Here is an 11,890-nt window from a genome sequence, read left to right on the forward strand (position 1 = left end):
AGTCCGGGTATTTGAGCTGATAACTCCGCCCCCGTTCGGTCCCCGAAATCTCTTGACTTTAGTTCTGCAGGTGTTAGAGTTTGTCCGAGAAAATATTATTAACGGGTCGGGTTTCCTGAATAATATTTAGTAAAAAGTATCCTTATGAATGCCCATACCATAACGCTTGCGGTTAGAAGCAAACGGCTGTCAAACGTTTACGCCCTGTTTAGATCAAAATCAAAAACACATGAACAGAATAGACCATAAGTTCAAGGAACTTAAAGAAAAGGGCAGAATAGCGCTCGTTACATATATTACCGCGGGTGATCCGTCGCTGGAAATGACGGCTGACCTCGTTTTTAAGCTGGAAGAAAGCGGCGCGGATATAATCGAGCTCGGCGTTCCGTTTTCCGACCCCATGGCGGACGGGCCGGCTATACAGCTGGCTTCCGAAAGAGCGCTGAAAAACGGCACGACTCTCGGAAACGTCCTCGAGCTCATAAAGCGGATAAGGGAAAAATCGGAAATACCCATAATTATTTTCGGGTATTACAACCCGTTTTTTAAATACGGTCTCGAGAAATTCTCAATGGATGCGGCGGGCGCGGGCGCGGACGGGGTTCTTGTCGTTGATTTGCCGCCTGAGGAAGCGGCCGAGCTCAAAATGCACACTGACGGCCCCGGGCTCGATCTGGTCTTTCTTCTCGCCCCGACAAGCACATCCGATCGAATCAGTCTTGTGGCCGAGAGGGCTAGCGGCTTCGTGTATCTCGTTTCCGTAACCGGGGTAACGGGCGTACGACCCGATATGGACTATTCCCTCGATGAGCTTGCGGATGAAATTCAAAAAGCCACTAATCTGCCTGTGGGCGTGGGATTCGGTATTTCTACCGCAGAACAGGTAAGTAAGATAGCCCGGTATGCGGACGCGGTTATAGTCGGGAGCGCGATCGTGCGCATAATAGAAGAGCACGGCGATCAAAAGGAAAAGCTTCTCGATGAGCTTTCTGCGTTCGTGAGCAATTTGAGCGCTGTCTGCGTCACCCCGGATGATAAAACCAGGACAAGGGCTAGTATATAAATGCAGAAAGAACTCAGAAGATACCTCTTCATAGGGGATTTCGATTCCTTCCTCCTCGGCCTTTTCTCAAAAAGGGGAGAGGTAATATGGGTCAGCTCGCTCGAAGAGGCCCTTAATCAAACCGGTAATTTCTCGATAATAATGATAGAGAGCAAATGTTTTACGACAGATCTTACCAAGGAACTTACTGTACATTATCCGCAAACCCCTCTGATCGTGAGCAATGGAGAACGTACTGAAGAGCCTCCTCCCTCCGTCAGATTTGTCGCTTTTCACAAGATACTGTCCGATGAAATCGCGAGGGAAGAAAGGCTGGCAAGAACGGAGCTTCGCGTAGAGGAGCTGAGAAAGGTCCATGCGAATGCCAAAAAAATGCTGATACTCCTGCATGATCATCCTGACCCCGATTCAATAGCGAGCGCCCTCGCTCTGAGGACGCTCCTCAAAAGAAACAAGCAAACCGCTTTTATAGGTCACCTCGGCGAGAAAATCTCACGGCCCGAGAATGTGGCGATGATAGAGCTGCTCGAAATCGATCTGCTTGAGCTTACTCTCAAAGACCTGAAGGATTTTGATTCGATAGCCCTGGTAGATGTGCAGCCGCCGTTCTTCGGCGACCAGCTGCCCCCTGTCGATACGGTAATCGATCACCACCCTCTGGTGGATAACTATGAAGTTCCTTTTAAAGAAATCAGGGCCGAAGAGGGAGCGACCTCTACAATTTTCACCAAGTATCTCAGGGCTTCTCAGGTAGATATATCCGAGCGGCTCGCCACTGCGCTCCTTTACGGCATTAAGACTGATACGATAACCCTTAACCGCGATGCCAATCCCGATGATATAGAGGCTTTTACTTTCCTTTATCCCCATGCCAATCTGGGCTTGTTGAGACGAATTGAGCGCGCCGAGGTCCCGCCTTCTGAAATTAAATCCCTCGGACAGGCGCTCGCCGACCACTGGATTTCAGACGGCATATTCTTTGTAAACGTCGGCAGGGTGGACAGGGAGTACCTGATCCCGAAAATGGCTGATTTCGGAATTCAGGTCAAGGGCATCGACTGGTCGGTGGCTTTCGGGATACTCGGGAAATCCCACCTCACTATTTCTGTCCGTAACGTGGGGTATGTTAAGAGCGCGGGCCGTCTTGTGAGGGAGATGTTTAAGGATATCGGCAGCGCAGGCGGTCACAGATCAGCCGCCAAGGCCGTAATTTCATTGAGCAAGGTCCGCAAGACAATTGGCAAGGGGTCTCAGGAAAGCATTAAAAAATGGCTTACGGAGGAGTTTACAAAGGCCGTTACGGAAAAGCCCGAGGAAGAGAATTAACGTATTTCGCCTTACCAGCTTTTTGTTTTTGCCCTTATCATTTTTACCTTTATAAAATTAAGCTCCGGATCGGGTAAATTGATCTCATAAATAGCTGCTCGGTTTGATTACGCTGAGGCGCGGTAATATAATCCTTCGCTATGAGAATAATTTTCATGGGTACGCCAGATTTCGCCGTTCCGTCCCTTGAAGCTCTGATACGTTCGGAAGACGATGTAGTCGCGGTTGTCTCTCAGCCGGACAAACCCAGGGGGAGGGGGCGTAAGCTTGCTCCGCCGCCGACAAAGCTTGTCGCTGCAAAATATGACATCCCCGTGCTTCAGCCTTCCAAAATTCGAACCGCAGAATTTCTCGACGAGCTTCGGAAACTAAGTCCGGATCTTATCTGTGTCGCCGCTTACGGGAAAATACTTCCCAAGGCTATACTCGAGCTGCCGCGTTACGGCTGCATAAATGTTCACGCGTCGCTCCTGCCCGAATACCGCGGCGCGGCTCCGGTTAACTGGGCAATAGTGCGGGGTGAAAGGGTCACGGGCGTAACCACGATGCTCATGGACGAGGGCATGGACACCGGGGATATACTCCTTCAGCTCGAAATTCCAATTGACGACGAAGACACAGGGGAGAGCTTGTCTCGGAGACTTGCCACAGCAGGGGCGGAGCTCCTCATCGAAACGATCGGCAAGCTCGGGGGAAACAGCCTGACGCCTAAAAAGCAGGATGAGTCCAGGGCCACTTACGCGCCTATGCTTAAAAAGGAAGACGGGAGGATTGACTGGAGCCGGTCTCCCGGGGAGGTGAGGAATCTTGTACGGGGCATGCTTCCCTGGCCCGGGGCGTTTACATATCTCGGCGGAAGGCTGCTCAAGATTTACAGAGTTCGCGTAACGGAGGGCAGTGGAAATCCGGGAGAAGTAATAGAGTCCAAGTCCGGGATTCTCCGGGTATGCGCGGGAGATGGGGCCGTCGATGTGCTTGAGCTTCAGCTCGAAGGCGGCAGAAGGATGGATGCCGGGGCCTTTCTTGCCGGGAGAAAGATCGAGCCAGGCACAGTTCTGAGCCGATAGTTAAATAATTTATTTTTCAGATTCGCATCCTTCGTATTCACCCAATTCTGCAAGATGAGATTTTATCTCCTCTTTCAGCTCCTCGCTTCCCGAAGCGGATTTGCAGGCTTCCGTCAGATATTTACGCGCTTTACCCCTGTCGCCGGTCTTCAAATAGAGAACCCCTACCGTGTCGAGGGCGTATGCGGGGACAGGTTCTTGTAACTTGGTAGCGGCGAGCAGATAGCTCAATCCCTCCTCAAGGTTTTCCCCTGTCTCTATATATGCTGATGCTAGGTTATTTGCCGCCTCGATGTTGGCCGGGTCTTTTTTCAGCGCTTTCTTGTAGTACTTTACAGCTTTTTTATATTTGCCCAGTTTTAAATAAACGTTTCCCGTGTTTACGATTGGAGTGACAAGCTCTCCGTCTATAGCGGAGGCCCTCTTGTATTCCCTGAGCGCGAGCTCGTGCTTGCCCTCTCTTTCGTATATGACTCCCAGGTTATTGTGCTCTTCAGCGGTGAGCGGGTCTTTCATGAAATAGGACCCGTAAAGCGAAGCGCATCCCGGCAAAGTTATGCTGAGAGCAATAAAAAGTATAAAAAGTAAAATCCGGGATTTTTTCACTTTGAGATGACCAGCATCAGGCGGTTCATTTTTTCCCACTGCCTGTCGAGCTTATCGAAGCCCATTTCCCTTCCGCCTTCGTCCCCGGTGTGTAGAATGACCGTTTCCCCGTTTTCACTGTAGCCGTAGGCGACATAGTAATGAGGGACGCTCACCTTCCACATGCCCCTGTCAACTAGCATAATTACGGGCTTGCCGCTGTCTATGGCCGATTTAATCCCCTCTATGCTTCCGTTTACGGCTTTAACCTTGTAGCCCCGGTCGCGGGCGTAATTCTCCATATCGGAAATGAGGGCTCCTTCGAGCTTGGGTATATAAATCTCCTCTGAGACTTCTTCCTGGCTCACGTCGTCGCCGTAAAACTGTATCACTGATGCCATCGACGCAGGACCGCAGAAATTATCTTTTTGCTTTACGAAGGGCACGCCCTCAATAACCGTTATGTCTCTTTCCGGGCGGAATTCATCCTGCCCCTGCTGTTTTTGAGTGCATCCCGCCCATAGAAGAGCGGTAAGCATGAAAATTATAAACTTGATGTAATTACCACCGTACATAAATCATCTATACTCTCTTGTAAAGGAATATTATTAAGAGAACGAGCGCCACGACCACAAGAATCGTTATCAGGATTCCGATGCCCGCGTCACCACCAGCCGGCATTCGGTCCGCGAGTGAGGCCATTTGATGCACCTGCTCGTCACTCATTTGATTGAGCTTCTGGGAAACCTCTTCCGGAGTGAGGCCGTGACTCGACAATTTTTCAGCGACGATCTTGTTTTCAAGGGCTCTTCTAACCTTGATTTCGTCTATTTCCCTCTTGGTTGAGGCGTTGTGTTCCGGTGAGATCATTTGAGAATCGACTGTAGCCGCATTCACGCTTGCGGTTATGAGCGATACCGGCGTGAATGTTATCAGTATCAACACTACAATCGGAATATGGATTTTTCCTGAGTAAAAATTCATTAATTATCCTCCTCGATCATTGGTTTGAATAACTCAGCAACTATTTTATCCAATATAATCGGTAAACAAAGCGTTTTTTAATACAAATAGTGTTAAATGATCTATTTGCGTCACCGGTCTTGCGGCTTTAATGTGATTTAATCAAAGCGCTTTATAAGCGAAAACGGACATCCTGACCGGCCCCGTATCGAGATACGGATCAGGGTTTCTAATCCGCATCTCGATTTTTTTAATTATTAGCTTGAATCAGGGTTCTGGCGAAGGCTCTGGAGACGGTGATGGCTCAGGTGACGGAAACGGAGATGGGGGTAAGCTTTCTATAATTTCCTCGCACCCGCCGGTGTCGATTAACGCATTTCCGTTTACATCAAACGTGTCTTCACCCGAATCAAAAATACAGGCATCGGCAAAGAATGAGATGCTTGAATTACCCTCCGCACGCGCTCCGTTCTCAAAGGCCGATACATTTAAATCACCGTTTGCCTCCACTACGACATCGGCGTTGCCGCGGGTTCTGATGCCGTCCTCGGTGGCGTCGCAGGTTATGTCACCGTCAACCGTAAGTAGTGTCACCTGCGACGTTCCTCTCGCGTCGATGCACCTATTGCAATTGGTCAGTACGATGTCCTCGGGGTCTATTATCAAGTTGCAGTTGCCTGCCGTTCTGATACAGTCCTCTCCCCCTCCGTCAATGATGATATCCTCGTTCACATTCTTGGTAATCTCGAGGGTCCCGTTTTCACAGCGGATCGGACCTTCCACTTCGGAGATTTCGACAATATCGACTTCATCTCCGGGAGGTGAATTGAGATCTATAGCGACTACTATTTCTAGGATGGAGCCTTCCTCGACCAGAATGCTCACAGAAACCGTAGTTCCGTCTACGTCGAAGATTAGGGTCACATTTTCAGCCGAATCCAGTAAAAAGCTGAGCGAGAAACTTCCGTCAGCGTCTGTTATGTCCGTATCCACCGTGACTCCGTCTATAATTGCCGTAACCGTGATACCGTCCTGAGCTTTTGCCTCTTTTATCAGACTCAGAAGCTTCATCAGCTTTGCGAACCTTACTGAGTTCGCGTTTCCTTCGGTCATGGCGACCACAGTTGAAACCCTTCCGTTAACAACCGTTGTCTGGCCGGTCCGGTTCTCGCCGTTGTCCCCTCCTCCGTCACAAGCGAGGTGAGTAATCGACGGCACTAGTGCCAGGGCCAGGATTATTAAAATATTTCTTGCCTTCTTCATATCTTTACTCCTCCTTTATTTTTTTATGCTGTATATCCAACATAGTTGCATACAGTACTGAAAGTTATTTTGGGCAATATTCAGGCCAGTGTTCTTTTAGCCTAAATTTCCAGTAATGTAAGAGGATTAGATTCTCAATCGTGGCTTTACACGTAAGATGTGTGTCAAAACACGCAATATTAATTGTACAATACTGTACAGAAATCAGGCGGCAGGGACTCCCTTACTCGGGATTTTGCCAAAAAAAGTCCCTGTGGTACTATATCAAACTTTATGTTGCATGTGCTAACAGGTACACACAAGGGGAGAAAACTTAAAGTCCCCAAGGGACAGAAGATACGCCCTACTACAAGCAGGGTAAAGAAATCTATATTCGACAGATTAGGAGATATCTCGGGCCTGAGGGTTCTTGATGTATTCGCCGGTTCGGGGGGGTTGGGAATCGAGTCCCTGAGCCGGGGCTCGTCACACGTGACATTTGTCGAAAAGGACTCATCCGTCTTCAAGATACTCCTTCAGAATTTAGCCGTCTGCGGATTTGCGGACCGGTCAACTCTCATATGCTCTGATTACGAGGAGGCGCTTAAAGGTCTCGGCGGGGATAACCGGACTTTCGACCTCATATTTATCGACCCCCCCTATAAGCTTTACGAGAATAAAGAGGTGAGTGATTTTATTTCGCCTGCCTCGAATTTGCTTGTAGCGGGCGGGATTATAGTGATAGAGCATGACCATAAAACAGACTATACGCCGCCCGGTTTTGAGAGATTGACAAAGCCTTTCGGGGGAACTCATGTCAGTTATTTCACCAGGAGCTCTTAATGCGTAAAATAGCCATATATCCGGGTTCGTTCGATCCCTTTACGAAGGGGCATCAGAATGTGATTGAGCGGGGAGTCAAGGTGTTCGATCAGGTTGTGGTGGCGGTAGCTCATAATACCTCTAAAAAGACAGTCTTTACGCTTGAGGAAAGGGTCGAAATATTAAATGAGATATTCCAGGGCCGGGACGATGTAAAGGTGGATTACTTCGAAGGTCTTCTCGTTCAGTATGCTAATAAAATGGGCACCAATGTCGTCCTCAGGGGAATGAGGACGGTGTCTGATTTCGAATACGAGCTTCAGATGGCTCTGGCTAATAAAATGCTGAGTCCGGAGCTTGAAACGGTCTTTATGGTTACCGACAGCGAGTTTTCTCACGTAAGCTCGTCTGTCATCAAAGAGGTAATTGCGTTAGGCGGTCCTGCCACACATATGGTGCCGGAGATTGTGGAAAAAAGACTGAGGAAAAAACTTAAAAGAAGTTAGGAGGAATTGTATTTTATGGAACTCTCTTCACGTGCGAAAAGATTAAAGCCCTCCGCTACTATGGCGATTACGGCTAAGGAAAAGGCTCTCAAGTCACAGGGTGTGGATGTGATCGGTTTCGGTGCGGGGGAGCCCGATTTCGACAGTCCCGAACACGTGAAAGAAGAAGCCATTAAGGCAATCAGGGCGGGACTTACCAAATACACGGCGGTCGGCGGAATCGATGAGCTCAAGGAAGCGATAATTCACAGAATAAAAGAAGACTATGGTCTCGAATACGAAAAATCGGAAATACTTACCTCTATAGGGGCCAAGCATACTCTTTACAATCTGACCCAGGTGCTCTTCGATACAGGCGACGAAGTGATAATACCCTCTCCTTACTGGGTATCTTATCCCGAACAGATAAAGCTAGCGGAGGCCACGCCCGTAATACTCGAGACCAGCGAGGACGATGGTTTTAAACTGAAGCCCGGCGCGCTCAGGGAGGCTATAACTTCAAATACGAAGGCCCTTATACTTAACTATCCTTCAAACCCCACCGGGGCTACTTACAGCGAGGAAGAGTTGAGAAAAATTGTGGATGTGGCAATGGATGCGGGGCTGATCATAATCTCGGACGAGATCTATGACAAAATTATTTATGACGGTCTTACGCATACACCTGTTGCGGCGCTCGGAGAGGACGTAAAAAAATCCACCATTCTCGTAAACGGTGTTTCCAAGACCTATTCCATGACAGGATGGAGGATAGGCTACGCCGCAGGGGACAGGGAAGTAATAAGCGCTATGAGCAAGCTTCAGGGGCAATCTACATCGAATCCGGCATCGATTTCCCAGTGGGCAGCCATAGGGGCATTCAAAGGTCCGCACGACGAGATCGAAGCGCGGACCCGGGAGTTTGAGAAGAGAAAGAACTACATCGTGGAGCGTTTAAACTCCATGCCTGGAATTGAATGCTTCAGTCCTCAGGGGGCTTTTTACGTTTTCCCGAATGTATCGGGATTTTTCGGGAAAGGATATGACGGGAAAGAGATCACTGGTTCGATGGATTTTACCGGGTTCCTTCTCGATGAGGCCAAGGTCGCCGTCGTCCCGGGCAACTCGTTCGGATCGGACGACCATGTGAGAATTTCCTACGCTACTTCGATGGAAAACATCGTGAAGGGAATGGACAGGATGGAAGAAGCCGTGAAAAAACTGGGCTGATCCGGAGTATCCCGCACTTCGCCTGATTACCGATTAACACCTTCCGGTGTAAATGCATATAATATGTATGTGTCCGTATCCGTTTGTTCACGGGTACACGCGTTACAAATATGCGTACGGTCAAAATAGGATTACCTGTATCGCTGACAGGCGATTATTCAGTCCAGGGCAGAGAGAGCCTCAGGGGCGTCACGCTCTGGGTCTCGGATGTTAACAGCCGCGGCGGGATATTCGTAAAAGATTACGGGAAAAATATCCCGATCGAGCTCATCCATTACGATGACCGGAGCTCGGCTGAAAGATGCGGAGATTTAACCGCAAGACTGATATCGAGAGATAAAGTCGATCTTCTCCTGGGCCCTTATTCGAGCTCTCTTGCGCTTGCTTCAGCCGAGGTCGCGGAGGAGCACGGGAAAACACTGTGGAACCACGGCGGCTCGACGGATGAGGTTGAGGCGAGGGCGTTTAACTTCGTGGTAAGCGCAATCACACCTGCCAGCAAATACTCGGCGGGAATTATAGAGGCTGTAAGAAAATCGGATAGAAATGCGGATAAAATAGCTATCTTCAGCGCCGTGAATAGCGGCTTCTCCCGGAACATCGCGCGCGGCGCCCAACGTTACGGGCTGGAAAACGGCTTTCTTGTAGAGGAATTCAGCTTCATGTCCGGGGAGCAGGATTTATCTCGCTTGTTAGAGAAGGTGAGTGACTTCGGGCCCGATCTGATAATGGGAATGGGCCGGGCCCATGACGACCTGTTGTTAGCGCGGCAATTGATAGAGCGGAAGGTGAAAGCAAAATCCATAGCGCTTGTGGTCGCTTCGATCAGGCTGTTTAAAGATACGATCAATGAATACGCGGAAGGTTTTCTCTCCGCAAGCCAGTGGGAGAGCGGCGCGGCGCTTAAGCCGGATACCGGGCCGACTCCGGAGGAGTTTCAAAAGGGCTTTGTAGCCGCTTACGGAGAGGAGCCCGATTACGTGGCGGCTCAGGGGTATAACATAGGTGTCATAATTCAAAAATGCATACGGGACGCGGGCACTATTGAGGACAGGGTGCTGAGGGAAGCAGCTTTAAGGCTGGATTTAAATACTTTTTACGGGAATTTCAAAACCGATTCCCGGGGAAATCAAACCGGGCATGAAATGTTTGTAGTCCAGTGGCTAGAGGGTAAAAAGGTGATTGTTCATCCCGAATCCTCATCACAGGCCGAATTGGTTTACCCGGCCCCATTCAAATATTAGTCTCGATTTACGGTAAAAATAATAAAGATAGATTGCTGAAATCCGTTCTTTCATGCTTAGAATCCCGGGGTGCAGAAAAAATGCCGTGGGTATTCATATTATGTGCTGTAGAATTATTATATGAGTGAAAATGAAGAAAAGATAGATGAAGCTAGGAGTATAATAGAGAGTTCTGAATCCGTAGTAATGCTTACCGGGGCGGGAATATCTGCCGAGAGCGGAGTTCCCACTTTCAGGGGCAAGGAGGGGCTCTGGCGCAACTTCAGATCGGAGCAACTGGCTACGCCCGAGGCCTTCTGGAATAACCCGAAGCTTGTCTGGGAATGGTATGACTGGAGAAGGAACGCGGTAAAGGACGCAAGACCCAACCCCGGACATTTTGCGCTGGCCGAGCTCGAAAATCAAAAAAAGAGCTTCACGCTTATAACGCAGAACATCGACGGCCTGCACCAGATGGCGGGCAGCAGAAACATCATAGAGATGCACGGGAATCTCTGGCAGATAAGATGCACGAAGTGCGGGGATATAAAACAAAACCATCAGGTTCCGTTAGATGAAATCCCTCCCAGATGCGCCCTTTGCGGTGAAATCGGAAGGCCGAACGTCGTATGGTTCGGTGAGATAATCCCGATGGAAACGATAGACAAGTCCCTGAGAGCAATCGAGGAGTGCGATGTAATGCTTATCATCGGCACATCAGGCGTGGTGGAGCCCGCGGCGTCTATGGGACTCGTCGCTAAACAGGCCGGTAAATCCGTAGTTGAAATAAACCTTGAGAAAACCCCCAATTCAGCGCTGTTTGATTTAACCCTGCTCGGGAAATCAGGGGAAATACTCCCCCTCCTATATAAGTCCCAAAAGATGTACAGTTGAGCGGTATGCGGGGTTTCAGCCGTTCTGCGACTTCCTGTTCTCCGCAATCCTGACGGCGACGTCGATGGCAGCGATCATGCTCGACGGGCTGGCCTTCCCTTTCCACGCTATATCGAAAGCCGTGCCGTGGTCGGGGGATGTCCTTATGATCGGGAGACCGATTGTCACGTTAACACCTTTATCGAAGGAGACCATTTTAAATGGAATCAGCCCCTGATCGTGATACATTGCGACGACGGCGTCCCATTTCCCCTGATTTGCGTGATAGAAAAGGGTGTCGGCGGGCAGGGGGCCCGTGACATCTATTCCGGCTTTGACAGCTTCACCGACCGCGGGTGTGATGTGAACGATCTCCTCGTTCCCGAATGCCCCCGATTCGCCTGCATGCGGATTCAGACCGCAGACGACGATTTTTGGCTCGGCAATTTTGAAGTCGTCTTTCAGGGACCGGCAGGTAATTTCTATGGTCGATAACACCCTTTCCTCTGTTATCAATTCAGGGACCTTTGCGAGAGCTTCGTGAATCGTTACAAGTACGACCCTGAACCTTCCGCCCTCGAACATCATTACCGCTTTCTCGGCTCCGGTGAGATTTTTAAGCATTTCCGTATGACCCGGGAAGCCCGACCCCGCCAGATGGGTGGACTCTTTGCTGATAGGGGCCGTGACGATTGCGTCTATCTCCCCTTTGAGCGCGGCTCCGGCGGCTATTTGTATATATGAAATACTCGCCTCGCCCGCTTTTTTGCTCACCTCTCCCGGTTTTAAATCCTCACTCTTGATATCCCCGGAGTTGATGATCTCATATTCGCAGTCGATCCCCGTAAGCCTTTTTGCAGCTTCCATAATTTCTTCAGAGCCGATTACCACGGGGCTGCATAATGCCCGGATTTCCTTCGAGCCGAGAGCCTTTGCTATAATCTCGGGACCTATTCCGTTTGGGTCACCCATTGTAATGCCGATTTTAGGTTTCATGCTCATTGTTATTTC

General features: G+C 49.5%; 13 protein-coding genes. 8 read left to right on the forward strand and 5 right to left on the reverse strand.

Going from position 1 to position 11,890, the window contains the following annotated elements; all coding sequences use genetic code 11:
- Window positions 1-229: 229 nt before the first annotated feature.
- The 3 genes from trpA to fmt all read left to right on the forward strand — a co-directional run bounded on the left by trpA (window position 230) and on the right by fmt (window position 3,456).
- Window positions 230-1,063 (forward strand): tryptophan synthase subunit alpha, encoded by an 834-nt coding sequence (gene trpA, locus RIG61_09520; protein MEQ9619397.1) that lies wholly within the window; start codon window positions 230-232, stop codon window positions 1,061-1,063.
- Window positions 1,064-2,389: a DHH family phosphoesterase gene (locus tag RIG61_09525; protein ID MEQ9619398.1), complete on the forward strand. Its 1,326-nt coding sequence runs from the start codon at window positions 1,064-1,066 to the stop codon at window positions 2,387-2,389.
- Window positions 2,390-2,529: 140 nt separating this feature from the next.
- Window positions 2,530-3,456 carry a methionyl-tRNA formyltransferase gene (gene fmt, locus RIG61_09530; protein MEQ9619399.1) on the forward strand — a complete coding sequence of 309 codons (927 nt, stop codon included), beginning with the start codon at window positions 2,530-2,532 and terminating at the stop codon, window positions 3,454-3,456.
- A gap of 9 nt (window positions 3,457-3,465) precedes the next feature.
- Here fmt and RIG61_09535 read toward each other — a convergent pair whose 3' ends face one another.
- The 4 genes from RIG61_09535 to RIG61_09550 all read right to left on the reverse strand — a co-directional run bounded on the left by RIG61_09535 (window position 3,466) and on the right by RIG61_09550 (window position 6,267).
- Window positions 3,466-3,972: a tetratricopeptide repeat protein gene (locus RIG61_09535; GenBank protein MEQ9619400.1), complete on the reverse strand. Its 507-nt coding sequence runs from the start codon at window positions 3,970-3,972 to the stop codon at window positions 3,466-3,468.
- 86 nt (window positions 3,973-4,058) lie between these two features.
- Entirely contained in the window at window positions 4,059-4,616 is a 558-nt protein-coding gene (locus RIG61_09540; protein MEQ9619401.1) for a C39 family peptidase, read from the reverse strand.
- A 7-nt stretch (window positions 4,617-4,623) separates the two neighbouring features.
- Window positions 4,624-5,025: a PA2779 family protein gene (locus RIG61_09545; GenBank protein ID MEQ9619402.1), complete on the reverse strand. Its 402-nt coding sequence runs from the start codon at window positions 5,023-5,025 to the stop codon at window positions 4,624-4,626.
- Between the two features lie 246 nt (window positions 5,026-5,271).
- Window positions 5,272-6,267, reverse strand: coding sequence for a hypothetical protein (locus RIG61_09550; protein MEQ9619403.1), 996 nt, complete (start codon window positions 6,265-6,267; stop codon window positions 5,272-5,274).
- 282 nt (window positions 6,268-6,549) lie between these two features.
- On the opposite strand from RIG61_09550, the gene rsmD reads away from it, so the two are divergent.
- The 5 genes from rsmD to RIG61_09575 all read left to right on the forward strand — a co-directional run bounded on the left by rsmD (window position 6,550) and on the right by RIG61_09575 (window position 10,900).
- Window positions 6,550-7,089: a 16S rRNA (guanine(966)-N(2))-methyltransferase RsmD gene (rsmD, locus tag RIG61_09555; GenBank protein MEQ9619404.1), complete on the forward strand. Its 540-nt coding sequence runs from the start codon at window positions 6,550-6,552 to the stop codon at window positions 7,087-7,089.
- Complete coding sequence (gene coaD, locus RIG61_09560) at window positions 7,089-7,574, forward strand: pantetheine-phosphate adenylyltransferase (protein ID MEQ9619405.1); 486 nt, start codon at window positions 7,089-7,091, stop codon at window positions 7,572-7,574. Before rsmD ends, coaD begins: the two co-directional genes overlap by 1 nt.
- A 15-nt stretch (window positions 7,575-7,589) precedes the next feature.
- Window positions 7,590-8,783, forward strand: coding sequence for a pyridoxal phosphate-dependent aminotransferase (locus RIG61_09565; protein ID MEQ9619406.1), 1,194 nt, complete (start codon window positions 7,590-7,592; stop codon window positions 8,781-8,783).
- A gap of 110 nt (window positions 8,784-8,893) precedes the next feature.
- Window positions 8,894-10,027: an amino acid ABC transporter substrate-binding protein gene (locus RIG61_09570; GenBank protein ID MEQ9619407.1), complete on the forward strand. Its 1,134-nt coding sequence runs from the start codon at window positions 8,894-8,896 to the stop codon at window positions 10,025-10,027.
- Window positions 10,028-10,147: 120 nt separating this feature from the next.
- A complete protein-coding gene (locus RIG61_09575; protein ID MEQ9619408.1) occupies window positions 10,148-10,900 on the forward strand; it encodes an NAD-dependent deacylase in 753 nt (250 codons plus the stop codon).
- A 15-nt stretch (window positions 10,901-10,915) separates the two neighbouring features.
- On the opposite strand, the gene pdxA is transcribed toward RIG61_09575, so the two are convergent.
- Window positions 10,916-11,881, reverse strand: a complete 966-nt coding sequence (gene pdxA, locus RIG61_09580; GenBank protein MEQ9619409.1) for a 4-hydroxythreonine-4-phosphate dehydrogenase PdxA — start codon at window positions 11,879-11,881, stop codon at window positions 10,916-10,918.
- Window positions 11,882-11,890: the final 9 nt, after the last annotated feature.

The organism is Deltaproteobacteria bacterium (genome assembly GCA_040223695.1).
Lineage (GTDB): Bacteria > Desulfobacterota_D > UBA1144 > Nemesobacterales > UBA2774 > JAVKFU01.

Coding starts and splice junctions, on each gene's coding strand:
- trpA (MEQ9619397.1), top strand. CDS start 230: ATGAACAGAATAGACCATAAGTTCAAGGAACTTAAAGAAAAGGGCAGA.
- RIG61_09525 (MEQ9619398.1), top strand. CDS start 1,064: ATGCAGAAAGAACTCAGAAGATACCTCTTCATAGGGGATTTCGATTCC.
- fmt (MEQ9619399.1), top strand. CDS start 2,530: ATGAGAATAATTTTCATGGGTACGCCAGATTTCGCCGTTCCGTCCCTT.
- RIG61_09535 (MEQ9619400.1), bottom strand. CDS start 3,972: ATGAAAGACCCGCTCACCGCTGAAGAGCACAATAACCTGGGAGTCATA.
- RIG61_09540 (MEQ9619401.1), bottom strand. CDS start 4,616: ATGTACGGTGGTAATTACATCAAGTTTATAATTTTCATGCTTACCGCT.
- RIG61_09545 (MEQ9619402.1), bottom strand. CDS start 5,025: ATGAATTTTTACTCAGGAAAAATCCATATTCCGATTGTAGTGTTGATA.
- RIG61_09550 (MEQ9619403.1), bottom strand. CDS start 6,267: ATGAAGAAGGCAAGAAATATTTTAATAATCCTGGCCCTGGCACTAGTG.
- coaD (MEQ9619405.1), top strand. CDS start 7,089: ATGCGTAAAATAGCCATATATCCGGGTTCGTTCGATCCCTTTACGAAG.
- RIG61_09565 (MEQ9619406.1), top strand. CDS start 7,590: ATGGAACTCTCTTCACGTGCGAAAAGATTAAAGCCCTCCGCTACTATG.
- RIG61_09570 (MEQ9619407.1), top strand. CDS start 8,894: ATGCGTACGGTCAAAATAGGATTACCTGTATCGCTGACAGGCGATTAT.
- RIG61_09575 (MEQ9619408.1), top strand. CDS start 10,148: ATGAGTGAAAATGAAGAAAAGATAGATGAAGCTAGGAGTATAATAGAG.
- pdxA (MEQ9619409.1), bottom strand. CDS start 11,881: ATGAGCATGAAACCTAAAATCGGCATTACAATGGGTGACCCAAACGGA.